Source organism: Streptomyces sp. NPDC007856, from assembly GCF_042868225.1.
Lineage (GTDB): Bacteria > Actinomycetota > Actinomycetes > Streptomycetales > Streptomycetaceae > Streptomyces.
Genome location: NZ_JBIAEC010000007.1, coordinates 99,399 through 124,785 on the forward strand (window position 1 = coordinate 99,399; position 25,387 = coordinate 124,785).

Annotated in this window: 28 protein-coding genes, 1 tRNA gene and 1 riboswitch; of the genes, 19 read left to right on the top strand and 10 right to left on the bottom strand. The window is 71.6% G+C overall.

What is annotated here, in order from left to right; genetic code table 11:
* Positions 1 to 27: 27 nt before the first annotated feature.
* Positions 28 to 139: riboswitch (SAM riboswitch) on the bottom strand.
* 78 nt (positions 140 to 217) lie between these two features.
* Positions 218 to 1,108 (bottom strand): glutathione S-transferase C-terminal domain-containing protein, encoded by an 891-nt coding sequence (locus tag ACFYOH_RS18450; protein WP_388626759.1) that lies wholly within the window; start codon positions 1,106 to 1,108, stop codon positions 218 to 220.
* Positions 1,109 to 1,172: 64 nt separating this feature from the next.
* Positions 1,173 to 1,295, bottom strand: a complete 123-nt coding sequence (locus ACFYOH_RS18455) for a putative leader peptide (protein WP_388626761.1) — start codon at positions 1,293 to 1,295, stop codon at positions 1,173 to 1,175.
* Between the two features lie 152 nt (positions 1,296 to 1,447).
* Between ACFYOH_RS18455 and ACFYOH_RS18460 the strand changes: the two genes are divergently transcribed.
* From ACFYOH_RS18460 to ACFYOH_RS18490, 7 genes are all read left to right on the top strand, one after another.
* Positions 1,448 to 2,617 carry an NAD(P)/FAD-dependent oxidoreductase gene (locus tag ACFYOH_RS18460; RefSeq protein WP_388626763.1) on the top strand — a complete coding sequence of 390 codons (1,170 nt, stop codon included), beginning with the start codon at positions 1,448 to 1,450 and terminating at the stop codon, positions 2,615 to 2,617.
* Entirely contained in the window at positions 2,614 to 2,916 is a 303-nt protein-coding gene (locus ACFYOH_RS18465) for a (2Fe-2S)-binding protein (protein ID WP_388626764.1), read from the top strand. The genes ACFYOH_RS18460 and ACFYOH_RS18465 overlap by 4 nt, the downstream gene beginning before the upstream one ends.
* Positions 2,909 to 4,297, top strand: a complete 1,389-nt coding sequence (locus ACFYOH_RS18470; RefSeq protein WP_388626766.1) for an FAD-dependent oxidoreductase — start codon at positions 2,909 to 2,911, stop codon at positions 4,295 to 4,297. Before ACFYOH_RS18465 ends, ACFYOH_RS18470 begins: the two co-directional genes overlap by 8 nt.
* A gap of 100 nt (positions 4,298 to 4,397) precedes the next feature.
* On the top strand, positions 4,398 to 5,294 hold the full coding sequence (locus tag ACFYOH_RS18475; RefSeq protein WP_388626768.1) for a dihydrodipicolinate synthase family protein: 897 nt from the start codon (positions 4,398 to 4,400) through the stop codon (positions 5,292 to 5,294).
* A gap of 21 nt (positions 5,295 to 5,315) precedes the next feature.
* Positions 5,316 to 6,317: a proline racemase family protein gene (locus tag ACFYOH_RS18480; protein ID WP_388626769.1), complete on the top strand. Its 1,002-nt coding sequence runs from the start codon at positions 5,316 to 5,318 to the stop codon at positions 6,315 to 6,317.
* Positions 6,318 to 6,350: 33 nt separating this feature from the next.
* A complete protein-coding gene (locus ACFYOH_RS18485) occupies positions 6,351 to 7,046 on the top strand; it encodes a GntR family transcriptional regulator (protein WP_388626771.1) in 696 nt (231 codons plus the stop codon).
* A gap of 235 nt (positions 7,047 to 7,281) precedes the next feature.
* Positions 7,282 to 8,733, top strand: coding sequence for an amino acid permease (locus ACFYOH_RS18490; RefSeq protein WP_388626772.1), 1,452 nt, complete (start codon positions 7,282 to 7,284; stop codon positions 8,731 to 8,733).
* 34 nt (positions 8,734 to 8,767) lie between these two features.
* On the opposite strand, the gene ACFYOH_RS18495 is transcribed toward ACFYOH_RS18490, so the two are convergent.
* A complete protein-coding gene (locus tag ACFYOH_RS18495) occupies positions 8,768 to 9,457 on the bottom strand; it encodes a response regulator (protein ID WP_388626773.1) in 690 nt (229 codons plus the stop codon).
* Positions 9,457 to 11,121 carry an ATP-binding protein gene (locus tag ACFYOH_RS18500; protein ID WP_388626774.1) on the bottom strand — a complete coding sequence of 555 codons (1,665 nt, stop codon included), beginning with the start codon at positions 11,119 to 11,121 and terminating at the stop codon, positions 9,457 to 9,459. Before ACFYOH_RS18500 ends, ACFYOH_RS18495 begins: the two co-directional genes overlap by 1 nt.
* 237 nt (positions 11,122 to 11,358) lie before the next feature.
* On the opposite strand from ACFYOH_RS18500, the gene ACFYOH_RS18505 reads away from it, so the two are divergent.
* The 7 genes from ACFYOH_RS18505 to ACFYOH_RS18535 all read left to right on the top strand — a co-directional run bounded on the left by ACFYOH_RS18505 (position 11,359) and on the right by ACFYOH_RS18535 (position 16,634).
* Positions 11,359 to 12,219, top strand: coding sequence for an ABC transporter ATP-binding protein (locus ACFYOH_RS18505; RefSeq protein ID WP_388626776.1), 861 nt, complete (start codon positions 11,359 to 11,361; stop codon positions 12,217 to 12,219).
* Positions 12,216 to 13,094, top strand: coding sequence for an ABC transporter permease (locus ACFYOH_RS18510; protein WP_388626778.1), 879 nt, complete (start codon positions 12,216 to 12,218; stop codon positions 13,092 to 13,094). The genes ACFYOH_RS18505 and ACFYOH_RS18510 overlap by 4 nt, the downstream gene beginning before the upstream one ends.
* A 55-nt stretch (positions 13,095 to 13,149) precedes the next feature.
* On the top strand, positions 13,150 to 14,235 hold the full coding sequence (locus ACFYOH_RS18515) for an ABC transporter substrate-binding protein (RefSeq protein WP_388626780.1): 1,086 nt from the start codon (positions 13,150 to 13,152) through the stop codon (positions 14,233 to 14,235).
* Between the two features lie 126 nt (positions 14,236 to 14,361).
* Positions 14,362 to 14,982 carry a TetR/AcrR family transcriptional regulator gene (locus ACFYOH_RS18520; RefSeq protein WP_388626781.1) on the top strand — a complete coding sequence of 207 codons (621 nt, stop codon included), beginning with the start codon at positions 14,362 to 14,364 and terminating at the stop codon, positions 14,980 to 14,982.
* A 148-nt stretch (positions 14,983 to 15,130) separates the two neighbouring features.
* Entirely contained in the window at positions 15,131 to 15,433 is a 303-nt protein-coding gene (locus ACFYOH_RS18525; RefSeq protein ID WP_388626782.1) for a muconolactone Delta-isomerase family protein, read from the top strand.
* 23 nt (positions 15,434 to 15,456) lie between these two features.
* Positions 15,457 to 15,861: a YybH family protein gene (locus ACFYOH_RS18530; protein ID WP_388626784.1), complete on the top strand. Its 405-nt coding sequence runs from the start codon at positions 15,457 to 15,459 to the stop codon at positions 15,859 to 15,861.
* 59 nt (positions 15,862 to 15,920) lie between these two features.
* A complete protein-coding gene (locus ACFYOH_RS18535; RefSeq protein ID WP_388626786.1) occupies positions 15,921 to 16,634 on the top strand; it encodes an SDR family NAD(P)-dependent oxidoreductase in 714 nt (237 codons plus the stop codon).
* A 126-nt stretch (positions 16,635 to 16,760) separates the two neighbouring features.
* Here the strand turns inward: ACFYOH_RS18535 and ACFYOH_RS18540 are convergent.
* Together ACFYOH_RS18540 and ACFYOH_RS18545 are read right to left on the bottom strand one after the other, a co-directional pair.
* Positions 16,761 to 16,834, bottom strand: a tRNA-Pro gene (locus tag ACFYOH_RS18540).
* A gap of 45 nt (positions 16,835 to 16,879) precedes the next feature.
* Positions 16,880 to 18,307 (bottom strand): MFS transporter, encoded by a 1,428-nt coding sequence (locus ACFYOH_RS18545; RefSeq protein ID WP_388626788.1) that lies wholly within the window; start codon positions 18,305 to 18,307, stop codon positions 16,880 to 16,882.
* A gap of 193 nt (positions 18,308 to 18,500) precedes the next feature.
* On the opposite strand from ACFYOH_RS18545, the gene ACFYOH_RS18550 reads away from it, so the two are divergent.
* Positions 18,501 to 19,094, top strand: coding sequence for a TetR/AcrR family transcriptional regulator (locus ACFYOH_RS18550; RefSeq protein WP_388626790.1), 594 nt, complete (start codon positions 18,501 to 18,503; stop codon positions 19,092 to 19,094).
* Between the two features lie 97 nt (positions 19,095 to 19,191).
* On the opposite strand, the gene ACFYOH_RS18555 is transcribed toward ACFYOH_RS18550, so the two are convergent.
* A complete protein-coding gene (locus ACFYOH_RS18555) occupies positions 19,192 to 19,707 on the bottom strand; it encodes a hypothetical protein (protein ID WP_388626791.1) in 516 nt (171 codons plus the stop codon).
* A 129-nt stretch (positions 19,708 to 19,836) separates the two neighbouring features.
* Here ACFYOH_RS18555 and ACFYOH_RS18560 point away from each other — a divergent pair, with 129 nt between their 5' ends.
* A complete protein-coding gene (locus ACFYOH_RS18560; RefSeq protein ID WP_388626793.1) occupies positions 19,837 to 20,181 on the top strand; it encodes a cupin domain-containing protein in 345 nt (114 codons plus the stop codon).
* A gap of 95 nt (positions 20,182 to 20,276) precedes the next feature.
* On the opposite strand, the gene ACFYOH_RS18565 is transcribed toward ACFYOH_RS18560, so the two are convergent.
* Positions 20,277 to 20,864 carry a poly-gamma-glutamate hydrolase family protein gene (locus ACFYOH_RS18565; RefSeq protein WP_388626794.1) on the bottom strand — a complete coding sequence of 196 codons (588 nt, stop codon included), beginning with the start codon at positions 20,862 to 20,864 and terminating at the stop codon, positions 20,277 to 20,279.
* Positions 20,865 to 20,878: 14 nt separating this feature from the next.
* Positions 20,879 to 21,910 carry a LacI family DNA-binding transcriptional regulator gene (locus ACFYOH_RS18570; protein ID WP_388626796.1) on the bottom strand — a complete coding sequence of 344 codons (1,032 nt, stop codon included), beginning with the start codon at positions 21,908 to 21,910 and terminating at the stop codon, positions 20,879 to 20,881.
* A 120-nt stretch (positions 21,911 to 22,030) separates the two neighbouring features.
* Here ACFYOH_RS18570 and ACFYOH_RS18575 point away from each other — a divergent pair, with 120 nt between their 5' ends.
* Genes ACFYOH_RS18575 through ACFYOH_RS18585 form a run of 3 tightly spaced genes read left to right on the top strand, consistent with a single transcriptional unit; the run spans position 22,031 to position 25,047 of the window.
* Positions 22,031 to 23,200 carry a phytanoyl-CoA dioxygenase family protein gene (locus tag ACFYOH_RS18575; protein WP_388626798.1) on the top strand — a complete coding sequence of 390 codons (1,170 nt, stop codon included), beginning with the start codon at positions 22,031 to 22,033 and terminating at the stop codon, positions 23,198 to 23,200.
* An 18-nt stretch (positions 23,201 to 23,218) separates the two neighbouring features.
* Positions 23,219 to 24,007, top strand: a complete 789-nt coding sequence (locus tag ACFYOH_RS18580; protein ID WP_388626800.1) for an SDR family oxidoreductase — start codon at positions 23,219 to 23,221, stop codon at positions 24,005 to 24,007.
* A gap of 35 nt (positions 24,008 to 24,042) precedes the next feature.
* Positions 24,043 to 25,047 (top strand): Gfo/Idh/MocA family oxidoreductase, encoded by a 1,005-nt coding sequence (locus tag ACFYOH_RS18585; RefSeq protein WP_388626802.1) that lies wholly within the window; start codon positions 24,043 to 24,045, stop codon positions 25,045 to 25,047.
* Between the two features lie 46 nt (positions 25,048 to 25,093).
* On the opposite strand, the gene ACFYOH_RS18590 is transcribed toward ACFYOH_RS18585, so the two are convergent.
* The gene (locus ACFYOH_RS18590) at positions 25,094 to 25,288 is read right to left on the bottom strand and encodes a hypothetical protein (RefSeq protein ID WP_388626804.1); all 195 of its coding nucleotides are present in this window, start codon (positions 25,286 to 25,288) and stop codon (positions 25,094 to 25,096) included.
* Positions 25,289 to 25,387: the final 99 nt, after the last annotated feature.

Consider the following 25,387-nt stretch of genomic DNA (forward strand, 5'->3'; position numbering starts at 1 on the left):
ACCTGTCACTGTTCCGGCCCCGCGGGGCCCTCGCGCTTACCGAAAACGTCATTCCGGTCCGGTCGTCACCTGGGGCACCCCACCGCGATGCGAGGGTTGCCGGTCAGCGAGCCAGGGCTTGGCGCTGACGCTCATGACCGTTCTGAGCCGTAAGTAAGGCAGTTGTCCGTTCGAATGTCAACAACCGTCCGCGGAGTGGACGCCTCCCGACCGTTTCTCACCTGCGGGAAGTGTCCTCGGCGTCCGCGGCGTGGCCCGCCCAGTCCAGGATCTGGACGGCGGCCCCGGCGGCCTCCAGACCCCGGCAACGGCCGTGGTGGCGGCGGGAGATGCCGTCGAGGTCGAGATGGCGGCCGAGGGCGGGATGGGCGGCCAGACGGCGAGCGTAGGCCCACAGGGCGCGGTGGCCGGCGATGCGCTGGACGGCGGAGGCGTCGAGGTGACAGCGGTGGACGGTGTCCAACTGCACCAGGCTGACCCATAGTTCGACGTCGGCGGCGGTGAGCCGGTCGTCGACCAGGTGCTCCTCTCCGGCCAGCCGGTTCTCCAGCCGGCCCAGGGTGCCCAGGAGCACGTCCAGGGCGGCGGCCCGCCCCGCGGGGTCGACGCCGGCCTGCCCGGCGCGCTGCGCGGCCTGTTCGATCCCCTCGGCGCACATCCGCTCGACGGCCTCGATCACCGACTCCAGGCCGCTCGGGTACAGGGCGGCGCGGCCCTCGTGCGGGAAACGGTCGAGGTCGCGCAGGATGTCCCGGGCCTGGGTGCTGACGATACGCCCGGACCAGTCGTCGCTGAGCACGGGCGCAAGGGCCGGGCCGGTGTAGCGATGGGCGCTCGCCTCGTACAGCGGGCGGAGCGCGGAGTGGCCGCCGCCGGGACAGTCCGGTACGGCGGGCAGGACCGTGACCGGACAACTGCCGTCCAGACCGAGGAGGCTGTGCCCGACGGCGAGACGCAGCCCGTCGGGGCAGGCGGTCGACAGATGGAGCCGGTAGCGGTGCGGCACGGCGTAGTGGCCGCCGCTGCGTGCGTCCCGCCCGATCCGGCCCCGGAAGACGGGGGCGGTGCGGTGGGCGGACGGAAGGGTGGCGAGCGGAGTGATGGACATGCGTCTCCCCGGTGGTGGGCGTGCGGACGTGCGGCGTCGGCCGATGGGCGCGCAGCGCCTCGGCTCAGCGGTGGGCGCTGATCGCGCTGCAGACGCGCAGCAGGTCGATGTGCCGGCGGGAGGTGAGCAGGGGCGCGCGCAACGGCGTACGGCCCGCTAGGCCGGTGACCGTTCCGAGGCGCGTCATCATTCCCTACCCGTTCACTAGGGTTCCCACCCTGGAGTGTCGATCCGGCATCAGGCGACGTCAAGGGGGCGTCCACGCCTGGGACATGTGCGCGACCGGCCGAGAGTGTGCGAGGTCTCCTCAGAATCGGCACCATGTGACATAGTACTGCCGTGGCAAAGGGACTGACCTGCGATGTCGTGGTGGTCGGAGCCGGCATGGTCGGCGCGGCCTGCGCCCTGTACGCCGCACGGGCCGGGCTCGATGTGCGGGTGGTGGACCGGGGCCCGGTGGCCGGCGGCACCACCGGCGCGGGCGAGGGCAACCTGCTCGTCTCCGACAAGGAACCGGGCCCCGAGCTGGATCTCGCCCTGCTGTCCGCCCGGTTGTGGACACGGCTGGGCGACGAGCTGGGAGCGGCGGTCGAGTACGAGCCCAAGGGCGGCCTCGTGGTCGCCTCCTCCCCCGAAACCCTCGCCGCACTGCACGCGTTCGCGGACGGCCAGCGATCTGCGGGAGTCAGGGCCGACCCGGTGACCGCAGACCGACTCCCCTCCCTCGAAACCCACTTGGCCCCCGGCCTCGCAGGCGGGGTGCACTATCCGCAGGACGCCCAGGTGATGCCCGCCCTCGCCGCCGCCCATCTGCTCCGCGCCTCCGGCGCCCGCCTGCACACGGGGTGGACCGTGACCGGGGTGCTGCGCACGGCCGCCGGCACGGTGGCCGGCGTCCGCACCGACCAGGGCGAGCTGCACGCACCGGCGGTGGTGAACGCGGCAGGCACCTGGGGCGGCGACCTCGCGGCGCTGGCCGGCGTCCGGCTGCCGGTGCTCCCTCGGCGCGGCTTCGTCCTGGTCACCGAGCCACTGCCCCGGATGGTGCGGCACAAGGTGTACGCCGCGGACTATGTGGCCGACGTCGCGAGCGACTCGGCGGCCCTGCGCACCTCGCCGGTGGTGGAGGGCACGGCCGCCGGTCCTGTCCTGATCGGCGCGAGCCGGGAGCGGGTCGGCTTCGACCGCTCGCTGTCGCTTCCGGCGGTACGGGCGCTCGCGGCCGGGGCGATAGGGCTGTTCCCGTTCCTGGAGCGGGTGCGCGCGCTGCGGACGTACGCGGGCTTCCGGCCGTATCTGCCCGACCACCTCCCGGCGATCGGCCCCGACCCCCGCGCGCCGGGGCTGTTCCACGCCTGCGGACACGAGGGCGCCGGCATCGGACTGGCCCCCGGCACCGGGCAGTTGATCGCGCAGGCGCTCACCGGGAAGACACCGGAGCTGGATCTCACGCCGTTCCGGCCGGAGCGGTTCGAGGGATACGACACCGACGGAGGCGACGCACCGTGAATCCCCTGGAGTTGGCCCGGGCCCGCCCCGGCGAGGCCTTCACCGTCACCTTCGAAGGGCGGCCCCTCGCAGCCCTGCCCGGGCAGACGGTCGCGGCTGCGCTGTGGGCGGCGGGGGTGACCGCCTGGCGCAGCACCCGCGGGGCCGGCCGGCCGCGCGGGGTGTTCTGTGGGATCGGGGTGTGCTTCGACTGCCTGGTGACCGTCAACGGACGCGTGAACCAACGGGCTTGCCTGGTGCCGGTGCGGCCGGGCGATGCGATCCGCACCCAGGAGGGAACGGGACGGGACGATGACTGAGCGAGCGCATCTCGCCGTCCTCGGGGCGGGCCCGGCGGGGCTCGCCGGGGCACTGGCGGCGACCGCACGGGGCGTACGGGTCACCCTCGTCGACGCGGCCGAGCGGGCGGGCGGCCAGTTCTACCGGCAGCCCGCCCGGGCCCTCGGTGCTCGCCGCCCCGAGGCCCTGCACCATCAGTGGAAGACCTGGGAGCGGCTGCGGGACGGCATCGACCGGCACATCGCCGCCGGACACATCACGCACCTGACGGACCACCATGTGTGGTGCGTGGTACGCGAGTCGGGCACCTTCGCGGTGCACGCCCTGCGCGGTCCCGACCAGGACGAGGGGGTCGCCGTCCGCGCCGACGCCGTCCTGCTCGCCACCGGCGGGTACGAGCGCGTGCTGCCCTTCCCCGGCTGGACGCTTCCCGGTGTCGTCACGGCGGGCGGCGCGCAGGCCATGCTCAAGGGCGGCCTGGTGCTGCCCGGCCGCAGGGTCGTGGTCGGCGGCACCGGACCGCTGCTGCTGCCGGTGGCCACGGGGCTCGCCGCGGCCGGGGCGCGGGTGGCCGCGCTGGTCGAGGCCGCCGACCCCGGGGCCGTACTGCGCCGTACACCGGCCCTGGCGGCGGAGCCCGGCAAGCTCGCCGAAGCCGCCTGGTACGCGGGGCAGTTGGTGCGGCACAAGGTGCGCATGCTGGCCCGGCACACCGTGCTGGAGGCGCATGGCACCGACCGCCTGGAGGCGGTCACCGTCGCGGCGCTGGACAGGGAGGGGCGGATCAGGACCGGCAGCGCTCGCCGCATCCCCTGTGACACCCTCGCCGTCGGACACGGCATGCTGCCGCACACCGACCTCGCCGAGACCCTCGGCTGCGCCCTGACCGGCACGGACGTACGGGTCGACCACGAGCAGCGCACCGACGTGCCCGGGGTCTGGGCCGCGGGCGAGACCACCGGGATCGGCGGCGCGGCCCTCGCGCTCGCCGAGGGACACATCGCGGGCCGCTCGATCGCCGCCCGCCTGCGCGGCACCTCCCCCGACCCGCGGTCCTGGGCGGCGGCCGCCCGGGCCAGGACCCGACAGCGGGCGTTCTTCGCGGCCCTGGAGGCGGTGTACGCGCCGCCGCCGGGCTGGGCGGACCGGATCACGGACGACACGGTGGTGTGCCGGTGCGAGGAGGTCACCGCCGGTCAGGTCCGTACGGCCGCCGGCAAGCTCGGCGCGGGTGATCTGCGCACCGCGAAACTGCTCACCCGGGCCGGGATGGGCTGGTGCCAGGGCCGGATGTGCGCACCCGCGGTGGCCGGCCTGACCGGATGCCCGCTCACTCCGGGCCGCCGGCCCTTCGCCCGGCCTGTACCGCTCGGCGTCCTGGCCGCGCTGCCGGAGGACTGAACACCCGGACCGAATCACCCCTACCGAGCCGGACCAAGACCTGTCCACAGGTCACGGCACTCAGTAATATGTCACACCTCATTGAATGGGGGATCCCCGCATGGCCCAGTCACCGAACCGCCCCTGGCGCGGCGTGCTCGTCGCCACCGCCCTCCCGCTGCGCGACGACCTCTCGATCGACTACGACCGCTATGCCGAGCACTGCGCCTGGCTGGTGGCGGGCGGCTGTGACGGTGTCGTACCGAACGGCTCGCTCGGCGAGTACCAGGTGCTCACCCCCGAGGAGCGCGCCCGCGTGGTGGAGACGGCCGTGGCGGCGATCGGCGGCGATCGGGTGATGCCGGGTGTCGCCGCGTACGGCTCGGCCGAGGCCCGGCGCTGGGCCGAGCAGGCGGGCGAGGCGGGCTGCGCTTCGGTGATGCTGCTGCCGCCCAACGCCTACCGCGCTGACGAGCGTTCCGTCCTCGCCCACTACGCCGAGGTCGCCCGCGCGGGGCTGCCGGTGGTGGCGTACAACAACCCGATCGACACCAAGGTCGACCTGGTGCCCGAACTCCTCGCCCGGCTGCACGGCGAGGGCCACATCCACGGCGTCAAGGAGTTCTCCGGAGACGTCCGCCGCGCCTATCGCATCGCCGAACTCGCCCCGGAACTGGACCTGTTGATCGGCGCGGACGACGTCCTGCTGGAGCTGGCCGTGGCGGGCGCCAAGGGCTGGGTGGCCGGCTACCCGAACGCACTCCCCCGGGCCTCGGCGGAGCTGTACCGTGCCGCGACGGCCGGGGACCTGACCACCGCCCTGCCCCTGTACCGGCAGCTGCACCCGCTGCTGCGCTGGGACTCACGGGTGGAGTTCGTGCAGGCGATCAAACTGTCCATGGACGTCGTCGGCCGGTACGGCGGCCCGGTGCGCCCGCCGCGCGTGCCGCTGCTTCCCGAGCAGGAGGCGGCGGTCCGCGCGGCCACCGAGAAGGCCGTCGCAGCGGGCCTCGCATAAGCCGGGAAAGGGAGTCGGACCATGCGCAGCAAACTCGTCCTGCACGCCGTCGACTCGCACACCGAGGGCATGCCGACCCGGGTGATCACCGGCGGGATCGGCACCGTACCGGGTGCGACGATGAACGAACGGCGGCTGTACTTCCGGGAACACCGCGACCACATCAAGCGGTTGCTGATGAACGAACCGCGGGGCCACTCCGCGATGAGCGGCGCGATCCTGCAGCCGCCGACCCGCTCCGACTGCGACTGGGGCGTCATCTACATCGAGGTCTCCGGCTATCTGCCGATGTGCGGGCACGGCACCATCGGGGTGGCGACCGTGCTGGTCGAGACCGGCATGGTGGAGGTGGTGGAGCCGGTGACCACCATCCGGCTCGACACCCCGGCGGGGCTGGTGGTCGCCGAGGTGGCGGTGGAGAACGGGGCCGCGCGGAACGTGACCCTGAAGAACGTGCCGTCGTTCGCCGTGGCCCTGGACCGCAAGATCACCCTGCCCGACGGGCGCACGGTCACCTACGACCTCGCGTACGGCGGCAACTTCTACGCCATCCTCCCGCTCGACGCCTTCGGGCTGCCCTTCGACCGCGCCCGCAAGGACGACATCCTCGCGGCCGGCCTGACGCTGATGGACGCCATCAACTCCGAGGCCGAACCGGTGCATCCGGAGGATCCCTCCATCCGCGGCTGCCACCACGTCCACCTCTACGCGCCCGGCGCGACGGCACGCCACTCCCGCCACGCGATGGCCATCCACCCCGGCTGGTTCGACCGCTCCCCCTGCGGCACGGGCACGAGCGCGCGCATGGCGCAGTTGCACGCGCGGGGCGAACTTCCGCTGCACACCGAGTTCGTGAACGAGTCCTTCATCGGCACCCGGTTCACCGGACGGCTGCTGGGCACGGCAGAGGTCGCGGGCCGCCCGGCGGTCCTGCCCAGTTTCACCGGCCGTGCCTGGATCACCGGCACCGCGCAGTACCTCCTGGACCCCACCGACCCCTTCCCGGAGGGCTTCGTCCTCTAGCCCGTCCTCTAGACTCCCCCGGTGATGCGTGACATGGCACCGAACACGCGCGGCACGCAGATGCCCGCACTCCCCCGGCTGGGCGGCCGGCGCAGCAGCTACCGCGAGCGGGTCGCCGACGCGCTGCGCGCCGCGCTGATCGCCGGCGAGCTGCGGCCGGGCGAGGTCTACTCCGCGCCCTCGCTCGCCGCCCGCTTCGGCGTCTCGGCGACGCCGGTGCGGGAGGCGATGCTGGACCTGGCCAAGGAGGGCCTCGTCGACACCGTGCCCAACAAGGGCTTCCGGGTCACCGTCGTCTCCGACAAGCAGTTGGACGAGTACACGCACATCCGCGCCCTGATCGAGATCCCGACCGTGGTCGAACTGGCCCGCACCGCCGACCGCGTCTCGCTGGAGGCGCTGCGTCCGGCGGCCCGCGAGATCGTCACGGCGGCGGTGGCGGGCGACCTGATCGCCTATGTCGAGGCCGACACCCGCTTCCACCTGGGCCTGCTCGCCCTCGCGGGCAACGCCCATCTGGTCGAGGTGGTCGCCGACCTGCGCAAACGCTCCCGCCTCTACGGTCTGACGGCACTGGTGGAGGCGGGCCGGCTGCTCGCCTCGGCCGAGGAGCACCTGGAACTCCTCGACGCCCTGCTGGAACGGGACGAGAAGGCCGTACACACGATCATGACCCGGCATCTGGGGCATGTGCGCAGTCTGTGGGCCGAGGGCGCGGACCGCGGTTAGCCGAGGCCGCCGGTCCGAGCGCGGGGGCGCGCGGGCTGTCGGAGGAGGGAGCGCGCGTCCACCCCTCGGGCGCCGAACATCTCGCGGTGCAAGCGCCGTCCTCGTGCACATTTTCCACCGTCAGCGGGGCCGGACGGCACAAGAAGCGGCGATTTTGCGGTGGGTACGGGCATACCGGACCATTGCAGCGTCCCGGCGACCCTGGGACATCTGTTCGATGAGAGGCGCACCACCCATGCACGTCACCGGAACCGCCCCGCAGCCGGCTCCGGCTCCTTCCGAGGACCTCACGGCCGTCGTCGGAGACCTTCGCGACACCATCGGCGTCGCCGACGCCCACGGCACCACCAGCAAGCACGCCCGCCGCTTCGGCCTGCCGGTCGCGACCGCGCTGGTCATGGGCAACATCATCGGCGGCGGGATCTTCCTGCTCCCCGCCTCCATCGCCCCGTACGGCTGGGTCAGTCTGATCGCCTTCGGTGTGCTGACCGTGGGGGCCATCGCGCTCGCGCTGGTCTTCGGCCGGCTCGCCGCGCGCGACCCCCGTACCGGCGGCCCCTATGTCTACACCCGCGAGGCCTTCGGCGACTTCGCCGGATTCCTCGCCGCCTGGGCGTACTGGATCACCACCTGGGTGTCGAACGCGGCGCTCGCCGTCGCCGCCGTCGGCTACCTGGACGTGCTGATCCCGGTGAACGACCACAAGTGGAGCGCGTGCCTGGCCGCCCTGGCCCTGCAGTGGCTGCCCGCTCTCGCCAACTTCGCGGGCACCCGGTACGTGGGCGCGGTCCAGCTGGTGTCGACGGTGCTGAAGTTCGTGCCGCTGCTGCTCGTCGCGGTCGGCGGCCTGTTCTTCTTCGACCCGTCCCGGCTCGGGCCGTTCAACACGAGCGGGCACAGCGCGATCGGAGCCGTCTCCGCCTCCGCCGCCCTGCTGCTCTTCTCCTACCTCGGGGTGGAGTCCGCCGCCGTGAGCGCCGGTGAGGTCAGGGACGCCCGCCGCAACGTGGGGCGCGCCACCGTGATCGGCACCGCGGGCGCCGCGCTGGTCTATCTGCTGGGCACGCTGTCCGTCTTCGGCACGGTCGCGCACAACCGGCTGGTGGCCTCCACGGCCCCCTTCTCCGACGCCGTGAACACGATGTTCGGCGGCAGCTGGGGCGGTACGGCGGTGGCGCTCGCGGCACTGGTGTCGATGACGGGCTGCCTCAACGGCTGGACGCTGCTGAGCGCGCAGACCCCGTACGCCGCGGCCCAGGACGGCCTGTTCCCGGCCGCTTTCGCGCGCCGCCGCCGGGGCGTGCCGACGGTAGGCGTCGGCGTCACCGTCGTCCTGTCCTCGCTGCTCACGGCGTACAACTACCTGTCGGGCTCGGCGAAGGTCTTCGACGTCCTGGTCCTCGTCACCACGTTCACCGCGACCGTGCCGTACCTGCTGGCGACGGCGGCGCAGCTCTTCCACCTGGTCTCCGGCAGGTCGGTGGACCGGCCGCGGCTGGTGCGGGACTCGGTGATCACCGCGACCGCGGCCGCCTTCTCCGTCTGGCTGATGGCGGGCGCCGGCTATGCGGCCGTGTACCAGGGCGTGCTGTTCCTGTTCGTCGGCATCCTGGTCTACGCGGTGATGGCGGCGCGGCGGCAGCGGAGGCCGGTGGAGCCGGCCGAGGCCGCATCCCGCGCCCGGTGAAAAAGCCGGTCGTCGGGAGGACGGGTCCGCCGCTTCAGATGACGATGCGATAGAGGTGCTCCGGACGCCCGGCCGCGCCGTACCGGAGCTCCAGGCGGACCATGCCCTCCTTGACCAGGTAGGACAGATAGCGCTGGGCCGTGGCGCGGGAGACGCCGGTGAGTTCGGCCGCCTCCGCCGCCGACACCGGACCGCTCGCGGCGCGCAGCGCCTGGTGGACCAGGGTCAGGGTGGGCGCGGAGTGGCCCTTGGCCGGTACCCGCGGCACGGCGGGCGGCCGGGCCGCGCTGAACAGGGCGTCCACATCGGCCTGGTCCGTCTCGGCGGCCGGGCCGAGCACCTCCACGCGGTGCTGCAGCTCCCGGTAGGCGGTGAGCCGCTCGCCCAGGTCGGGTGAGCCGAACGGCTTGACCAGGTAGCCCACGGCACCGAGCTTCATGGCGGTGCGCACCGACTCGATGTCCCGGTCCGCGGTGATCATCAGGGCGTCGGGCCGGGCTCCGCCCTCGTCCCCGGTGAGCCGGCGCAGCACGTCGAGTCCGCTGCCGTCGGGCAGGAAGATGTCGAGCAGCAGCAGGTCGGGGCGCAGGGTGCGGACCGCCTCCAGTGCCTCGGCGACGCTCGCCGCCTCGCCGACCACGCCGAATCCCGGGACGCGGCTCACGTACTCGCTGTGGATGTGGCTCACCCGGAAGTCGTCGTCCACGACCAGGGTCCGGATCATCAGTGCTCGCCTCCCACCGGCAACGCCGTGGTGAACAGTGCGCCCCGCGGCGCCGAGGCCGTCTCGGGCAGGGGCAGTACGACCGTGAAGACCGCGCCGGGCCCCTCGCTGACCGTGATGGTGCCGCCGTGCCGTTGCACCAGCCGGTGCACCAGTGCCAGTCCGAGGCCGCGCCGGGCGGTGCCCCGTTCCGGCCGGGTCGACCAGCCGTCCTCGAAGATCGACTCGACCGAATCCGGCGGGATCCCCGGACCGGTGTCCGCGACCCGGACCCGCATCTCGTGGGAGCTCTCGGTCAGGGTGAGCCGTACCTCGCGGCCGCCCGCCGGGCGCGGGCCCTCGCCCGCCGCGTCGACCGCGTTGTCCAGCAGATTGCCGGCGATGGTCAGCAGCCGGTGCAGGTGCGGCGGGTCCTGGCGGAGGGCCGAGTCGTCGGTCAGCACGACCCGTACGCCGCGTTCGGTGGCGACGGTGGTCTTGGCCACGATCAGACCGACCATGAGCGAGTTCCCGATCCGCTTGCGCACGGACTCGGTGAGCGCCTGGCCGGCGCCGGCCGCGCCGACGGCGAACTCGTAGGCGTCGTCGTACTCCCCGATGTCGAGCAGGCCGGCCAGGGTGTGCATGCGGTTGGTGAACTCGTGCTGCTGGGCCCGGAGCGCGTCGGTCAGGCCGCGCACGGAGTCCAGTTCGCGCAGCAGTCCGACCAGCTCGGTGCGGTCCCGTACGGTGACCACGGCGCCGAGTTCACGGCCGTGCAGGGTGACCGGCATGCGGTTGACGACGAGGCAGTGCTCGTCGGTCAGGACGCTGACGTCGGTGCCGGTCAGGGTGCCGTCCAGGGCGCGGCGCAGCCGGCCGTCGGGCAGGACCTGCTCGACGGTGCTGCCGAGTGCGGTGCCGAGGCCGAGCAGCCGGCGGGCCTCGTCGTTCACGACGGTGATCCGGCCGTCGGGGTCGAAGGCGACCACGCCCTCGCGGATGCCGTGCAGCATCGCCTCGCGGTCCTGCAGCAGTCCGGCGATCTCCTCCAGCTCCAGCCCGAACGTGGTCCGTTTCAGCCGTCTGGCCAGCAGATACGCGGCCGCGGCACCGAGCGCGGTGGCGATCGCGGCGTACAGGCCGAAGGTGGGCAGCTCGCGCCACAGCTCGCTGAGCACATGTCGTTCCGGGATGCCCACCGACACCTCGCCGACCAGCTTGCCCGTCGGCCCTTTCAGCGGGGCCTTGCCGTTGGCGGACCGCCCGGTGGCGCCCTGGTCGGTGCCGACGTGCGTCCGGCCGTCCAGCACCACGATCGGCTCGGTCACCGGCGAGCCGACCAGCTCCGGCATGGGGTGCGAGTGGCGGATCCCGTGCAGGTCGATCACCACCACGTACGACGCCCCCGACGCCTTGCGGATCCGCTCGGCGGCGGTCTGCACGACGGCACCGCCGTCGCCGTACTCCATGGCCCGCCGGATCTGCGGGTCCGCGGCCGCGGTCTTCGCGATGGCCACGGCCCGCTCCTCGTAGGTGCGGTCGAGTGCGGAGCGCTGCGCGAAGGCGAACAGGACGAAGCCGATGGCGCCGGTGAGCGCCAGGATGACGAGCTGGCTGGTGAGGATCCGCGCGGAGAGTCTCCCCCTCCCACCGCGCCCGATCCGCATACGGATGGGTGTCACAGGTGCCTCTTCGCCTCTGTCCCGCCGGGTGCCGGGCCGGCCCTGCGCCGCACCCGTGGTGGCGTGATTGTGCCCGATGGCCGAAATCCTGCCCAGCCCCGTATCACTGAGCAGAATGAGCAAAACCCCGGTTAACGCGGCTTTCGCGAGATACCTGGGAAACAGCGACGTAACACTGGGTGGCCTCTAGCGTCTGCCTTCCTCGACCCCACGAGGTGTGGAAGGAGACGGCCTCACATGGCTTCGCGAAACGATGTCGCGAGGAGCCCGATCGCCGATGCAGCAGTGCGCGAGGACGCGCGCATCGAGATCTCCGGGCTCACCAAGCGATTCCTGACCCCTGCCGGTGAGGTGTTCACGGCGCTGCAAGGCGTTTCGTTCACCGTGGAGCCGGGTCAGTTCTGTGCGGTGGTCGGTCCCACCGGCTGCGGCAAGTCGACCACACTCAGCATGGTGTCCGGCCTCGACCGGCCCAGCGAGGGCTCGGTCAAGGTCGGCGGCCGTGAGGTGGACGGCATCACCGACGGCGTCAGCTTCATGTTCCAGGCGGACGCGCTGCTGCCCTGGAAGACGGTCCTCGGCAATGTGCTGATGGGCCCGGTCTTCCGCGGCGTGCCCAAGCAGCAGGCCCAGGCCTCGGCCCGGGACTGGCTGCGCCGCGTCGGCCTCTCCGGCTTCGAGGACCGCTATCCGCACCAGCTCTCCGGCGGTATGCGCAAGCGCGTGGCGATGGCCGCGGCGCTGATCAACGAACCCAAGATCCTGATCATGGACGAGCCGTTCGGCGCCCTGGACGTGCAGACCAAGGCGATCATGTCGACCGAGCTGCTGGACCTGTGGGAGCAGATCCGGCCCTCCGTCATCTTCATCACCCACGACCTCGACGAGGCCGTGGCGCTCGCCGACCGGGTCGTCGTCATGACGTCCAGCCCCGGGTCGGTCAAGGCCGTCTTCGACATCGACCTGCCGCGGCCGCGCGGCTCGGTCCAGGAGATCCGCTACCAGCCCCGCTTCATCGAACTCCAGCACCAGATCTGGGACACGCTGCGCGAAGAGGTGGAGCGCGCCTACGCACGCACCTCAGGAGGAAAGGCATGAGTACGACGTCCACCGCTTCCACCGTCCCGGTCGCCGACGGCGGGCCCGCCTCGGCCGCGTCCGCCGCCAAACGGGCCGCACGACGTCGGGTCGTACTGGTGTGGGCGGGCCGGCTGGGCCTCGCCGCGTTCGTCATCGGCGGCTGGCAGGCCTTCACCACCTGGGGCATCGTCGACCCGTTCTTCTTCGGGCAGCCGTCCGGGATCTGGCAGCGGCTGATCGACCTCTTCCAGAACGGCACCGAGTTCGGGTCCTTCTACGCGAACATCTGGACCACCATCCAGGAGGCGCTGATCGGCTTCGCCCTCGGTGCCGGCACCGGAGTCGTCTTCGGCGTCGTCCTGGGCCAGAGCCCCTATCTGTCCGACGTGCTCGGTCCCTACATCAAGATGGTCAACGCCATCCCGCGTATCGTCCTCGGCTCGATCTTCATCGTCGCCTTCGGCATCGGCGTGACCCCGAAGATCCTGCTCGCCGCCGTGCTGGTGTTCTTCATCGTCTTCTTCAACGCCTTCCAGGGCGTCCGCGAGGTCGACCGCAACATCCTCGCCAACGCCCGGGTGCTCGGCGCCTCCCAGCTGCAGATCATCCGGCATGTCATCGTGCCGTCCGCGCTGACCTGGATCATCGCCAGCCTGCACAGCGCCTTCGGCTTCGCCATCGTCGGCGCGCTGGTCGGCGAGGTGCTCGGCGCGCAGAGCGGCCTCGGACTCGTCATCAAGACCGCGCAGAACAACTTCGACCCGAACGGCGTGTTCGCCACGATGCTCGTCATCGCGGTGATCGTGCTCGGCGCGGAGTGGCTGATCGGCAAGCTCGAGCACCGGCTCCTCTCCTGGCGCCCCCCGGCCCCCTCCGCGGCCAACAGCCTCTGATTTCCCAGCCCTTCGCACCTTCCGCTCCCGAAAGACCGACAACGAAAGAGCCGCCATGTTCAAGAGAACCCTCACCGCGTCCCTCGTCACCGTCCTCGCCCTCGGCGCGGCCTCCGCGTGCTCCAGCAGCTCCTCCGGCTCCGGCTCGGGCGGCTCCGGCGGTACCCCGACCGTCAAGATCATGGTCGGCGGCATCGACAAGCAGATCTACCTGCCGTACCAGCTCGCCCAGAACCTCGGCTTCTACAAGAAGTACGGCGTCGACGTCGTGCTCAGCACCGAGCAGGACGGCGGCACCGGCGCCGAGGACGCCATGGCCTCGGGGCAGGTGGACATGGCGGGCGCCTGGTACAACCACACGATCGACTTCCAGGTGAAGGGCAAGGCGGTGGAGGACGTCGTCCAGCTGTCCGGCGCGCCGGGCGAGCGGGAGATGTGCGGCACCAAGAGCGGGGTGCACTCGGCCGCGGACTTCAAGGGCAAGACCCTGGGCGTCACCGACCTCGGCTCGGGCACCGACACGCTCACCCAGTTCCTGGCCGCCAAGAAGGGCGTCAAGACCGCCGACTTCCACCGCATCGGGGTCGGCGCGGGCTCCACCGCCATCGCCGCGCTGCAGAACGGCAAGGTGGCCTGTGTCATGACGACGCAGCCCACGGTCGCCGCGATCCAGAAGAAGGGCATCGGCTACTCGGCGGTCGACGTGGCCACCACCTCGGGTGCGACGACCGCGACGGGCGGCGCCTGGCCGGCCGCGGGTGTCATCGCCCGTACCGACTGGGTGAACTCGCACAAGGAGGCGGTGCAGAAGGTCGTCGACGCGCTCGTGGCCACCCTGCACTGGATCGACAAGCACAGCGCGTCCGACATCGCCGACAAACTGCCGCAGTCGTTCGTGCAGAACCAGCTGGTCACCAAGGCCGACTACATCTCGGCCCTGACCCAGGACAAGGGCCAGTTCCTCCCGGACGGGATCATGCCGGCCGGCGGCCCCAAGAACGTCCTGTCCACGGAGGAGCTGGTGGGCCACGCGACCTCGAAGGTGAACCTCGGTACGACGTTCACCAATGACTTCGCCATCGCGGCCAACAAGAAGGAAGGCTTCACCACGACGACGACCCCGGCGGGGACGTCCGGCTGAGTCTCCGTCCACACGGGAGACTGACGGGAATCACCAAGCGGCCGTGCCGGATCACTCCGGCACGGCCTTCGCCGAGATAGCCGACCGGTCCATTAATGCCAGGCGATCGGTCGTATACTCCGGGTCATGGGACGTACCAGTGATGCGAAGGAGAAGATCCTCACCGCCGCGCAGTCGCTCATCGAGCTGCGCGGCTACTCCGCGCTGGGCGTGGCTGAGATCTGCAAGGCCGCCGGCGTGCCCAAGGGCAGCTTCTACTACTTCTTCGAGTCCAAGGAAGCCCTTGCCCTGGCCGTGCTGGACGAGCACTGGCAGGCCCAGCGCAACGACTGGGCCCGGGCCCTGCACAACGAGGCGGAGCCGCTCTCACGGCTGCGCCGGCTGTTCCAGGAGACGGAGGCAGAGCTGCGCGCAGGCCAGCAGAGCTGCGGGACCGTCTCCGGCTGCATGTTCGGCAACCTCACCCTGGAGCTGAGCAACCAGACCGAGCCCATCCGCGAACGCCTGCAGCAGATCTTCGAGGCCCAGGTGGAGATGGTCGAGAAGGTCATCGCCGAAGCCGTGGAGCGCGGGGAGGTCACCGTCGGGGACACCCGGGAGGCCGCCCGGTCGGTGGTCGCCCAGCTCGAGGGCCAGGTGCTGTTCGCCAAGCTCTACAACAACACGCAGCACCTGGACGCCCTGTGGGAGAACTGCTTGTCGCTGCTCTCCGCACGCCGTCCGGACGTGGCGGCCGTCGACTCCTGACTTGGCCCGGCCCCGAGTCACGGGGGATGTCGCCGCGCCGCGAGCTGGCTCCTGATCGCGAGTCCGTCCTTGTCCCAACAACTAGACGACCGGTCTACTATAGTCATCGACCGGTCGGATCCCGCACGGAACCGAGAGGAAAAGGATCATGAAAGAGTTCCTGGTCGAACTCACCACGAGCGTGCCCGAGGGCACCGACACCACCGAGGTCAGCCGGCGCCGCGCCGCCGAGGCCGTCCGGGCGAAGGAGCTCGCAGCCACGGGACGCCTGGTCCGGCTGTGGCGCCCGTTGGGCGAACTCCGCAGCATCGGTGTGTGGCGTGCCGACGACGAAGCGGATCTGCGGGAGAGGGTCCTTGGCACCCTGCCCCTGTGGCCCTGGATGACCGCGGTGGTCACCGCCGTACAGCCGCACCCCAACGACCCTGGCACAAACGGCTGGACCGCCTGATGGACGAGACGACGAGGACCCTCATGAACAACACGGCAGCACAGGAATCGATCCTGCGTGGCGTCATGGACCGGTGGAAGTCCGCGGTCGACGCGCATGAACCGCAGCAGCTGGCCTCATGTTTCACCGAGGACGCCATCTTCCAGGGACTTCATCCCTACACCGTGGGCCGTCCGGGAGTCGCCGAGTACTACGACTCCCAGCCTCTCGGCTTGACGGCGGACTACCGGGTGCTGGAGACACGGCACTTGGCCGAGGAAGTCCTGCTCGGCTGGCTGGGCGTCGACTTCTCATTCACCGACCGGCCGACGCTCAGGGTCACTCTCGGCGTGATCCTCAGACGTACAGCCGACCAGTGGCACATCGCTCACTATCAGGTGTCCAAACTCGCGCCCACGAATAGTCGACCGATCTACTCGTCTCACTGACGGCCGGTCTCGAAAAACCGGTCCCCTCCCCCTCCCCACCTTCACTGGAAAGAACCACCATGAACACTCCCGACCAGAAGGTCGCCGTCATCACCGGCGCGTCGCAGGGCATCGGTGCCGGCCTGGTGGACGCCTACCGCAGGCTCGGACACGCCGTCGTCGCCACCTCCCGTGGCATCGCCGCCTCGCAGGATCCGGACCTCCTCACCGTTCAGGGCGATATCGCCGACCCTGCCACCGCCGCACATGTCATCGCCGCCGGGCTCGAGCGCTTCGGCCGTATCGACACCCTGGTCAACAACGCCGGCATCTTCGTCGCCAAGCCGTTCACCGAGTACACGCAGCAGGACTACGACGCGGTCACCGGCGTCAACCTGACCGGGTTCTTCCGCATCACCCAGCTCGCCGTCGAGCAGATGGTCCGCCAGGGAGGCGGGCACGTCGTCCAGATCACCACCAGCCTGGTCGACCACGCCAATTCCGCGGTCCCCTCGGTGCTGGCCTCCCTGACCAAGGGCGGTCTGCAGTCCGCCACCAAGGCACTGGCCATCGAATACGCCGCCCGCGGCGTCCGCAGCAACGCCGTCGCACTCGGCGTCATCAAGACCCCCATGCACCACGAGGACTACCACGACACCCTCGCCGCGCTGCACCCGATCGGCCGGATGGGCGAGATCAGCGACATCGTCGACGCGGTCGTCTACCTCGAGAACTCCCCCTTCGTCACGGGGGAGATCCTCCACGTCGACGGCGGCCAGAGCGCCGGCCACTGACACCGGGCACCAGTCCCAAGGGGCGTTGCCCATACGCCCGCTCACCGGCCAACCGGCCCCCGAGAACGATCGAAGGGCCGTTTCAGATCGCCTCTGAAACGGCCCTTGACCTACGACTTCACACAGTCGGGACGACAGGATTTGAACCTGCGACCCCTTGACCCCCAGTCAAGTGCGCTACCAAGCTGCGCCACGTCCCGTTGCGGTCTCACCCGGGGTGTCCCGTGTGATCACGCAGGTCAACCCTACCGCACCTGGGCGGGTGCTCGTGTCGTGCCCGCCCTGGCGGGGACGCTCGTACGGCCCTGGCGGCGGGCCGGGACGAGGAGGGCTGCGCCGGCCGCGGCCAGGCAGAGGAGGGCGAGCAGGGCCCAGCCGTGCGTGTAGCCGGAGGCGTAGGGCAGGCCGGAGGGCTGGAGGCGGCCGGTGACCAGGACGCTGGTGAGCGCGGCGCCGATGGAGCCGCCGATGGTGCGGATGTTGGCGTTCATGCCGGTCGCGGCGCCGGTCTGCTCGGGCGGGACGCTGCCGACGACGAGGTTGGCCATGGAGGCGAAGGCCAGTCCGATGCCGAGGCCGAACAGCCCGGCCACGACGGCGATCTGCCACTGGGCGTCATGCCAGAGGGTGAGGAAGCCGCAGGCCAGTGCGCCGAGGGCGGCACCCGTGGTGAGGAGCGCCTTGGCGCCGACGCGGGGCTCCAGGCGGCCCGAGAGGACGCCGGAGAGGAACATCGCCAGCAGCATGGGCAACATGAGCAGACCGGAGGCGGTGACGCTCGCTCCGAAGCCGTAACCGGCCGCGGACGGCGTCTGGACGAAGCCCGGCAGGAAGGACCAGATCGCGTACATGCCCGCGCCGAAGAGCAGGGCGGCGGCGTTGGTGGTCCACACCGCGGGCAGCCGCATCACGCGCAGGTCGATCAGCGGGGTGCGGGAGCGGGCCTCGGCCGTGAGCCACAGGGCGAACAGCACGACGGCAGCGGCGAACAGGCCGAGCACCTTCGGCGAACCCCAGCCCCACTGCCCGGCCTGGCTCAGCGGCAGCAGCAGGGCCACCAGCCACGCGGAGAGCAGCGTGGCGCCGTACCAGCTGACCTTGACCTGGGCGCGCTTGGGCGACTCGGGGACGTACGCCACGGCGATGAGGACCGTCGCGGCGACGATCGCCACGGGGATCCAGAAGAGCCAGCGGTAGTCGAGCGCGGAGACGATCGGTCCGGCGGCCACCATGCCGACTCCGCCGCCGGCGGCGATGACCGCGGAGAGGTTGCTGATGCTGCCGCTCACCGCGGCGGGCGCGAACTCGTCGCGGATGATGCCGAAGGACAGCGGGAACAGGGCGCCACCGACGCCCTGGACGACCCGGGCGACGATGAGGACCCCGATGTTCGGGGCGAGCGCGGCGACGAGACAGCCGGCGAGGACGGCGAGCAGGACGCCGACGAGCGTGCGCTTCTTGCCGACGAGGTCGCCGACCCGGCCGAGGATCGGGGTGAAGACGGAGGCGGACAGCAGATAGGCCGTCATCACCCAGGTCGCGGTCGACTGGGAGGCGTGCAGGGCGTGCTGGACGGTCGGCAGGGCCGGCGCGATCAGCGACTGGAGCATGGAGAACACGCCCGCACCGGTCGCGAGGACCGCGAAGGTGAGGCGAGTGGACTTGCGGGGCATGAGCGAGCCTCTCCGAGGGGGAGCGCTGTGGACGGGAGAAGGGGGCATGTACTGCCGGGCACGTCTGCCCAGGGCGGAGTCGCCCCCGCACTGCTAAAGTGGAGGTACTCCTCCACTCTAGCGGAGGCATACCTCCGGTTCAATCTGAACCGGATGCAATCCTCCGGTTCATCGATGCCCCTGGGAGGCAGCAGTGACGGCCACGCCGTTCCCCGTCGGCGAGATCGTGGCGGCCCGCCGGCCGCACCGAAAGGACGCCGCCCGCAACTACGACGCCCTGCTCGCCGCCGCCCGCGAGGCGTTCGCCGAGCACGGCTCGGACGCCTCCCTGGAGGACATCGCCCGCCGCGCGGGCGTCGGCATCGGCACGCTGTACCGGAACTTCCCCACCCGCCGCGACCTGTTCGAGAGCGTCTACGCCGACGAGGTCAACGTCCTGTGCCAGGCGGCCGTGGAGGTCGCGGACCTGGAGCCGTGGGAGGCCCTGACGGCGTGGCTGGACCGGTTCGCCGGCTACATGGTCACCAAGCGCGCGGTGCGCGAGGCACTGAACGACGAGTCGGAGATCTTCCAGAGCTGCCGCGACTCGATGTACGCCGCCGGAGGGCCGCTGCTGGAGCGCGCCCAGCGGGCGGGCGTGGCCCGGGCGGACATGGACTTCGTCGATCTGCTGCGGATGGTCGCCGGGATCACGGCCACCGCCTTCGACGACGACGCCCAGCGCGACCGGGTGCTCGCCATCGCGCTGGACGGGGTGCGGACCGCCGGCCGCGGGGATCGCCGATGAACCGCGGGCTGCACCGCGGACGCGGCGCCGCGGGGGCTGGTCGCGCGGTCCGCCGTGCACCTGGGAAGGTCCGGTCGCCGCACGCCTGAGACTTGCCCTATTTGATCAGCGCGTTCGCCACCACCACGATCAGGCCGAGCAGCGCGTCCCCGAGTCCCATCAGGACCGCCATCGGCCAACTCCGCCCCGACCAGCGGGCGGTGAGGAGGCCGAGCGCGAACAGGATCAGGGTGTTGAGCACGAACGCCACGTATTCGACGCCCTTCGCCGGCCACCAGTGCCAGTAGGCGCCCACCAGCAGGAAGACCGTGGGCAGCACGGCCACGACCAGCGGCCACTCCCCCGACATGGAGCGCAGCACGTCCCAGCGGCGGTGCGGGGTGCGCTCGGCGATGTAGTGGGCGTAGCCGTGGGCGAGGGCGGAGGCGAGCGCGGTCACCAGCACCCAGGCGGCGTCATAGCCACGGACCTTCGCCGACGTGTGCCCGTACTGGGTGAGCGCCGCCACCAGCGAGCTGGCGAGCACGGCGCCGTACACACCCCCGAACAGGACGGCCTCGCGTGTGTCGGGCCGCCGGGGCTGTGCCGCGCCGACCGCCGTGGAGTCAGCCATGTCCCCCACGATCACCCGTGCCGCGCCACCCCGCCAGTCCGCACGGACCGACGAAGTGTCCTCCCACCAGCTCCGATGCCCCACACTCTGTCGACTTCGGCACGGGTCGGCGATGGCTAGGCTCGCCGCATGACGCACAGCTTCGCCCTCCACATCCCCGACGCCGACCTCGAACCCGAGCCCCTCGACCCGCAGCAGATCGTCTCCGGCGACCCGGAGGTCACCGGGAAGGTGCTCTGGGAGTCCCCGGACGGCCGGCAGATCCGTGGGATCTGGCAGATCACGCCGGGCGTGGTCACCGACACGGAGGCCGACGAACTGTTCGTCGTGATCAGCGGTTCGGCGACGATCGAGGTCCAGGACGGGCCGACGCTGACGGTGGGGCCGGGCGACATGGCGGTGCTGCGCGCGGGCGACCGTACGACGTGGACCGTGCACGAGACGCTGCGCAAGGCTTACGCGATCAATCTGTGAGCCGCGGTCGCGGGTGCCGCGGTGTGTCGCCATGCGTCTGCCGCGCCGTCGTGGCCGGTCGCGCAGTTCCCCGCGCCCCTGTGGGGCGCGACCGCTCAGGGCGCCTGCCCGCTCAGCCTCCTGACTCCAGCGGTCAGCGCCTCGGCCACCACCCCCGGCGGAATGTCCGCTCCCCCGCTCGTGCGGGCCAGGAGCGGCAGTTCCACCTGGACCCCGCCCAGGTGGCTCAGGTTGACCGGGTTCCTGGGATGCACGCCGCGCAGGTCGGCCGGGACGGCCGCCAGGTCGGTGACGGCCGGGAACTGCGGGGCCTCGGCGGCCAGTGCTTCGGCGAGGACGCGGGCCGCGGCCCGGTTGCCGCCGCCGAGGAAGACGGTGTGCGGTGCCTCGGGCCGCATGTGGCCGTGCAGGGAGACCGTGACGGAGACCCGCTCCAGGAACTCCCGCAGCAACACGCAGTGGTCGGCCGCCATGCGAGCGGACGGGATGTGCACGGGCTGCCGTACCCCCGGCTGGGTGAAGACGAGGCTGGTGGCGCCGCAGCGGCGGGCCACGAGGTCCGCGAGTTCGGCCGTACCCCCTTCGTTGCTGCCGTGCAGGGCCAGCAGCCCGATCTCGCCGCCCGGTACGAGGGTCGCCACCATCGGTGTGCCCTCGATCTCCACGGGCTCGGTGCGGGTCACCGCATCGCCCCCCTTCACTCGGCTGCCGGCGCAGGCATGTTGTACGGCGTGACGACCTGGATGGCGGACGGCAGCGCCGGGCCGGCCGGAGGCAGCGCGCCGTGCGCCCGCATCACGAGGTGGCAGGCCTCCCGCATGTCCTGGCGCAGGTCGTGGTGGAGCACGGCGGACAGCCGGTGCTCGCGCAGCAGTCGCGTGTTGTCGTGGTCGAGGTCGTGGGCGATGAACACCGCGCAGGCACGGCCGAGGTCGGCGAAGGCGCGCAGGGTGGCGTTGTTGCCGCCGCCGATGGAGTACACGGCCCGGATCTCCGGGTTCCGTTGCAGGGCGGCGCGGACCAGGTCGTACTGGGTGGCGTCCAGGCCCTGCCCCTCGGCGATCTCCACCAGGGTGCGCTCGGGATGCCGGGCCCGCATCACGCTGCGGAACCCCATCTCGCGCTCCTCCTCGTTGCGGAAGAAGCCGCTGCTCAGGCTGGTGAGGACATGGCCGGGCCGGTCGCCGAGCCACTGTCCCATCAGATAGGCGGCGGTGGCGCCGGCGGCCCGGTTGTCGCTGCCGACGTAGCCGATCCGGCCGCTGGCGGGCAGATCGGTGACCAGGGTGACGACCGGGATGCCGGCCGCGGTGAGCCGCCCCACGGCGGCGGTCACCTCGGGGACGTCCGGCGCCTTGAGAATCACGCCCTGGGAGCCGCGCCGGGCGATCCGCTCCAGCGTCCTGACCTGCTCGGCGGCCGGACCAGTCTCCCGGAAGTGGAAGCGTGAGCGCACCACGGCCGGGTGCAGGGACGGCAGTTCGGCCTCCAGGGCGGCGCGTACGGCGCTGCTGAACCGCTCCGGCGCCTGCACCACGATGTCGACCATGAAGGTACGGCCGACCAGCCGCACCTGGGTGCGCTGCCGGTCGAGGTCGGCGATGGCCCGGTGCACCTCCTGCGCGGTGCTCTCGCGCACCCCTCCCCTGCGGTTCAGCACACGGTCCACCGTGGCCTCGCTGAGACCCGCCTGACGTGCGATCTCCCGGATCGGGAACGGGTGGCCCATGGGCCTGCTCCTTGAGGGGTTTTTGATGGCTGTCTGCTGGTTGTTCGAGGGGTTTGTCATGACAAGAATGACAGGGCCGCGTCGTCGCCGTGGCCGAAAGCCGTGATCGAAGGGACACCGATGTCCGTCGTCTCCGTGCCAGGACGTGCCTGGCTGTCCGAGCAGGACTGCGACCTGGACGCCTTCCGCGCCCTGATCGACCGGACGACCCCCCTCGCGGACTACCCGCACGCCGCCTCGGTGACGGAGAACGTTCTGGTCTACGAGGGTGAGCGGCTGCGCGCCACCGAGGACCGGGACGCCCTGCGGGCCGAGCTGGTGCGGGCGTTCGCCGACGGTCCCGGCATCGTCGTCGTCCAGGGTGCCTACCCGGAGCCGGCGGTCGTCGACCGGGTCACGGCCGTGTTCGAGGCACTGATCGCCGAGCAGCGGGCCTCCGGGGCCACCGCCGGCGACCACTTCGCGCAGCCGGGCGCCAACGACCGGGTGTGGAACGCACTGGAGAAGACGGCCCTGTACGACGCGGAGGCGTTCGCCGACTACTACGCGAACGATTTGCTGGCCCTGGTCTCCGCGGCCTGGCTGGGTCCCTGCTACCAGGTGACCTCGCAGGTCAACGTGGTCAACCCGGGTGGCGTGGGGCAGACCGCGCACCGGGACTACCACCTCGGCTTCCTCAGCAACGCGGCCGCTGCCGCCTATCCGGCGCATGTGCACCGGCTCTCCCCGGTGCTCACCCTCCAGGGCGCGGTCGCCCACTGCGACATGCCGGTGGAATCGGGCCCGACGCGCTATCTGCCGTACTCGCAGCGGTACGAGCCGGGCTATCTGGCCTGGCGGCTCCCGGAGTTCCAGGCGTACTTCGAGGGGCACCACGTGCAACTCCCGCTCGCCAAGGGCGACGCGGCCTTCTTCAATCCGGCGCTCTTCCACGCCGCCGGCACCAACCGCACGGCGGACGTGCGGCGCACGGCCAATCTGCTCCAGGTGTCCTCGGCCTTCGGGCGCGCGATGGAGACGGTGGACCGGGAGGCGGTGGCGAACGCGGTGTTCCCGGTGCTGCTGCGGCGGGCGGCCGAAGGTGCCGGCGAGAAGTGGCTGGAGAACGTGATCGCGGCGAGCGCCGAGGGCTATCCCTTCCCGACCAACCTGGACAGCGACCCACCGGTCGTCGGCGGTCTGGCCCCGCCGGCGCAGGCGGACCTGCTGCGGCGGGCGGTGCGCGAGGGGTGGGCCCCGGAGCGGCTCCGTGCGGAGCTGCGGGCCGCTGCCGAACGACGAGAGAGCTGAGGAAGGGCGGGGCAGGTCATGGGACTTCTCGACGGACTCCTCCGGGAGAAGATCGTCCTGGTCAACGGCGGCAGCCAGGGGGTGGGTGCCGCGATCGCGCGAGCGGCCGTCCGCGAGGGCGCCGTGGTGGCGGTCACCGGCCGCCGTACCCAGCCGGGTGAGGCGCTGGTCGCCGAACTGGCCTCGGCCGGGGGCAAGGCGAGGTTCGTGCGCGCCGATCTGGCGGACGCCGAGCAGGCCAGGGCGGCGGTCGCCGAGCTGGTGGACGCCTACGGCCGCATCGACTGCCTGGTGAACTCCGCCGGTCTGACCTCCCGGGGCACGCTGCTGGACACGACCCCGGAGCTGTTCGACGCGCACATCGCGGTCAACCTCAAGGGGCCGTTCTTCGCGATGCAGGCGGCGGTCGCCGACATGGTGGCCCGCAAGGCGCCCGGCACGATCGTCAACATCATCACCTCGTCGGCGCACGGGGGCCAGCCGTTCCTGGCGCCGTACGTCGCCGCCAAGGCCGGCCTCGTGGGCCTGACCCGCAACGCCGCGCACGCGCTTCGCTGGGACCGGATCCGGATCAACGGCCTGAACATCGGCTGGACCGCGACGGAGGGCGAGGACGCCACCCAGCGCGCCTTCCACGGGGCCGGCGACGACTGGCGCGAGCAGGCCGCGGCGAAGCTGCCGATGGGCAAGCTGGGCCAACCGGAGGAGATCGCCGACTTCGTGGTCTTCCTGCTGTCCGACCGGTCGGGGGTGGTCACGGGGTCGGTGATCGACTGGGACCAGAACGTTCTCGGCGGACTCGACTGACTTCCCTGACGGAACATTCGTACACAAGGAGCACCATGCGCATCGGAATCCTCGGCCTCGGCCGCATCGGCGCCTTCCACGCCGAGACCCTCTCCGGACTGGACGCCGTCGAGTCGCTCGTCGTCACCGACCCGTTCGCGGACGCCGCCAAGGCCGCCGCCGAGCTGTTCGGCGCCGAAGTCGTGGACTCGCCGGAGGCGCTGCTGGCCGCCGGCGTGGACGGCATCGTGGTGGCGGCCGCGACCGACGCCCACCCCGCCCTGATCCTGGCCGGCGTCGAGGCCGGAGTCCCGGTCTTCTGCGAAAAGCCCGTCGCCAAGACGATGAGCGAGGGCGTCGAGGTGCTGAAGGCCGTGCGCGACAGCGAGGTGCCGATCCAGATCGGCTACAACCGCCGCTTCGACGCGGGCTTCACCGCCGCGCGCGCCGCCGTTCAGGCGGGTGAGCTGGGCAAGCTGCACACGGTCCGCTCCACGACCCTGGATCCGGCGCCGCCGCCGGCCGCGTACATCGCCGCCTCCGGTGGCATCTTCCGGGACTGTTCGGTGCACGACTTCGACATCATCCGCTGGGTGACGGGCCGCGAGGTCATCGAGGTGTACGCGGTCGGCGGCAACCGGGGCGCCGACTACATCGAGGCGGCGGGCGACGCCGACACCACCGGCGCGATCCTCACCCTGGACGACGGCACCATCGCGGTGGTCTCCAACTCCCGCCACAATGCCCGGGGTTACGACGTCCGCATGGAGCTCCACGGCTTCGCCGACTCCATTGCCGTCGGCCTGGACGACAAGCTCCCGCTGCGCTCGGTCGAGCCCGGTGTGACCTTCCCGTCCGGCACCCCGCACGACTTCTTCATGGACCGGTTCACGGCCGCCTACCGCGCCGAACTCAGCGCGTTCACCGAGGTCGTGGCCGGCACCCGCCCTTCCCCCTGCACCGTCGAGGACGCGCTGGAGGCGGGCTGGGTCGCGGAGGCCTGCACCCTGTCGCTGCACGAGCACCGGCCGGTGACCATCGCCGAGGTGCGACAGGTCTGAGGCAACCGGACGGCGCCGGGCGTGCGCCCGGCGCCGTATCCGTGTCTCAGCCGCAGTAGCGGATCAGCCACTCGTCCGGGTTGTACGTGTCCCGCGCCGGGTCCGGCACCGTGGCCGGCTTGGTCTCGACCGTGTCCTCCGGGCGTATCCGCTCCGGCAGTGAGCCGAAGCGGGTGCGGCGGAGCACCGCCGCGTCGATGGTGTCCTGCGCGATCTCCCGGGGTTCACTGGCCTTGGTCATCTCGTCCTCCCGTCTCCGCGGGCATCCCCCGTCGTCCCGACAACGTCCGCGTGCCCCCGGTTGTTCCCGGCCGGTTTCCGGCCGAATCCGTTGCCGTTA

Coding starts and splice junctions, on each gene's coding strand:
- ACFYOH_RS18450 (WP_388626759.1), bottom strand. CDS start 1,108: ATGTCCATCACTCCGCTCGCCACCCTTCCGTCCGCCCACCGCACCGCC.
- ACFYOH_RS18455 (WP_388626761.1), bottom strand. CDS start 1,295: ATGACGCGCCTCGGAACGGTCACCGGCCTAGCGGGCCGTACGCCGTTG.
- ACFYOH_RS18470 (WP_388626766.1), top strand. CDS start 2,909: ATGACTGAGCGAGCGCATCTCGCCGTCCTCGGGGCGGGCCCGGCGGGG.
- ACFYOH_RS18475 (WP_388626768.1), top strand. CDS start 4,398: ATGGCCCAGTCACCGAACCGCCCCTGGCGCGGCGTGCTCGTCGCCACC.
- ACFYOH_RS18480 (WP_388626769.1), top strand. CDS start 5,316: ATGCGCAGCAAACTCGTCCTGCACGCCGTCGACTCGCACACCGAGGGC.
- ACFYOH_RS18485 (WP_388626771.1), top strand. CDS start 6,351: ATGGCACCGAACACGCGCGGCACGCAGATGCCCGCACTCCCCCGGCTG.
- ACFYOH_RS18490 (WP_388626772.1), top strand. CDS start 7,282: ATGCACGTCACCGGAACCGCCCCGCAGCCGGCTCCGGCTCCTTCCGAG.
- ACFYOH_RS18495 (WP_388626773.1), bottom strand. CDS start 9,457: ATGATCCGGACCCTGGTCGTGGACGACGACTTCCGGGTGAGCCACATC.
- ACFYOH_RS18505 (WP_388626776.1), top strand. CDS start 11,359: ATGGCTTCGCGAAACGATGTCGCGAGGAGCCCGATCGCCGATGCAGCA.
- ACFYOH_RS18510 (WP_388626778.1), top strand. CDS start 12,216: ATGAGTACGACGTCCACCGCTTCCACCGTCCCGGTCGCCGACGGCGGG.
- ACFYOH_RS18515 (WP_388626780.1), top strand. CDS start 13,150: ATGTTCAAGAGAACCCTCACCGCGTCCCTCGTCACCGTCCTCGCCCTC.
- ACFYOH_RS18520 (WP_388626781.1), top strand. CDS start 14,362: ATGGGACGTACCAGTGATGCGAAGGAGAAGATCCTCACCGCCGCGCAG.
- ACFYOH_RS18525 (WP_388626782.1), top strand. CDS start 15,131: ATGAAAGAGTTCCTGGTCGAACTCACCACGAGCGTGCCCGAGGGCACC.
- ACFYOH_RS18530 (WP_388626784.1), top strand. CDS start 15,457: ATGAACAACACGGCAGCACAGGAATCGATCCTGCGTGGCGTCATGGAC.
- ACFYOH_RS18535 (WP_388626786.1), top strand. CDS start 15,921: ATGAACACTCCCGACCAGAAGGTCGCCGTCATCACCGGCGCGTCGCAG.
- ACFYOH_RS18545 (WP_388626788.1), bottom strand. CDS start 18,307: ATGCCCCGCAAGTCCACTCGCCTCACCTTCGCGGTCCTCGCGACCGGT.
- ACFYOH_RS18555 (WP_388626791.1), bottom strand. CDS start 19,707: ATGGCTGACTCCACGGCGGTCGGCGCGGCACAGCCCCGGCGGCCCGAC.
- ACFYOH_RS18560 (WP_388626793.1), top strand. CDS start 19,837: ATGACGCACAGCTTCGCCCTCCACATCCCCGACGCCGACCTCGAACCC.
- ACFYOH_RS18570 (WP_388626796.1), bottom strand. CDS start 21,910: ATGGGCCACCCGTTCCCGATCCGGGAGATCGCACGTCAGGCGGGTCTC.
- ACFYOH_RS18575 (WP_388626798.1), top strand. CDS start 22,031: ATGTCCGTCGTCTCCGTGCCAGGACGTGCCTGGCTGTCCGAGCAGGAC.
- ACFYOH_RS18580 (WP_388626800.1), top strand. CDS start 23,219: ATGGGACTTCTCGACGGACTCCTCCGGGAGAAGATCGTCCTGGTCAAC.
- ACFYOH_RS18585 (WP_388626802.1), top strand. CDS start 24,043: ATGCGCATCGGAATCCTCGGCCTCGGCCGCATCGGCGCCTTCCACGCC.
- ACFYOH_RS18590 (WP_388626804.1), bottom strand. CDS start 25,288: ATGACCAAGGCCAGTGAACCCCGGGAGATCGCGCAGGACACCATCGAC.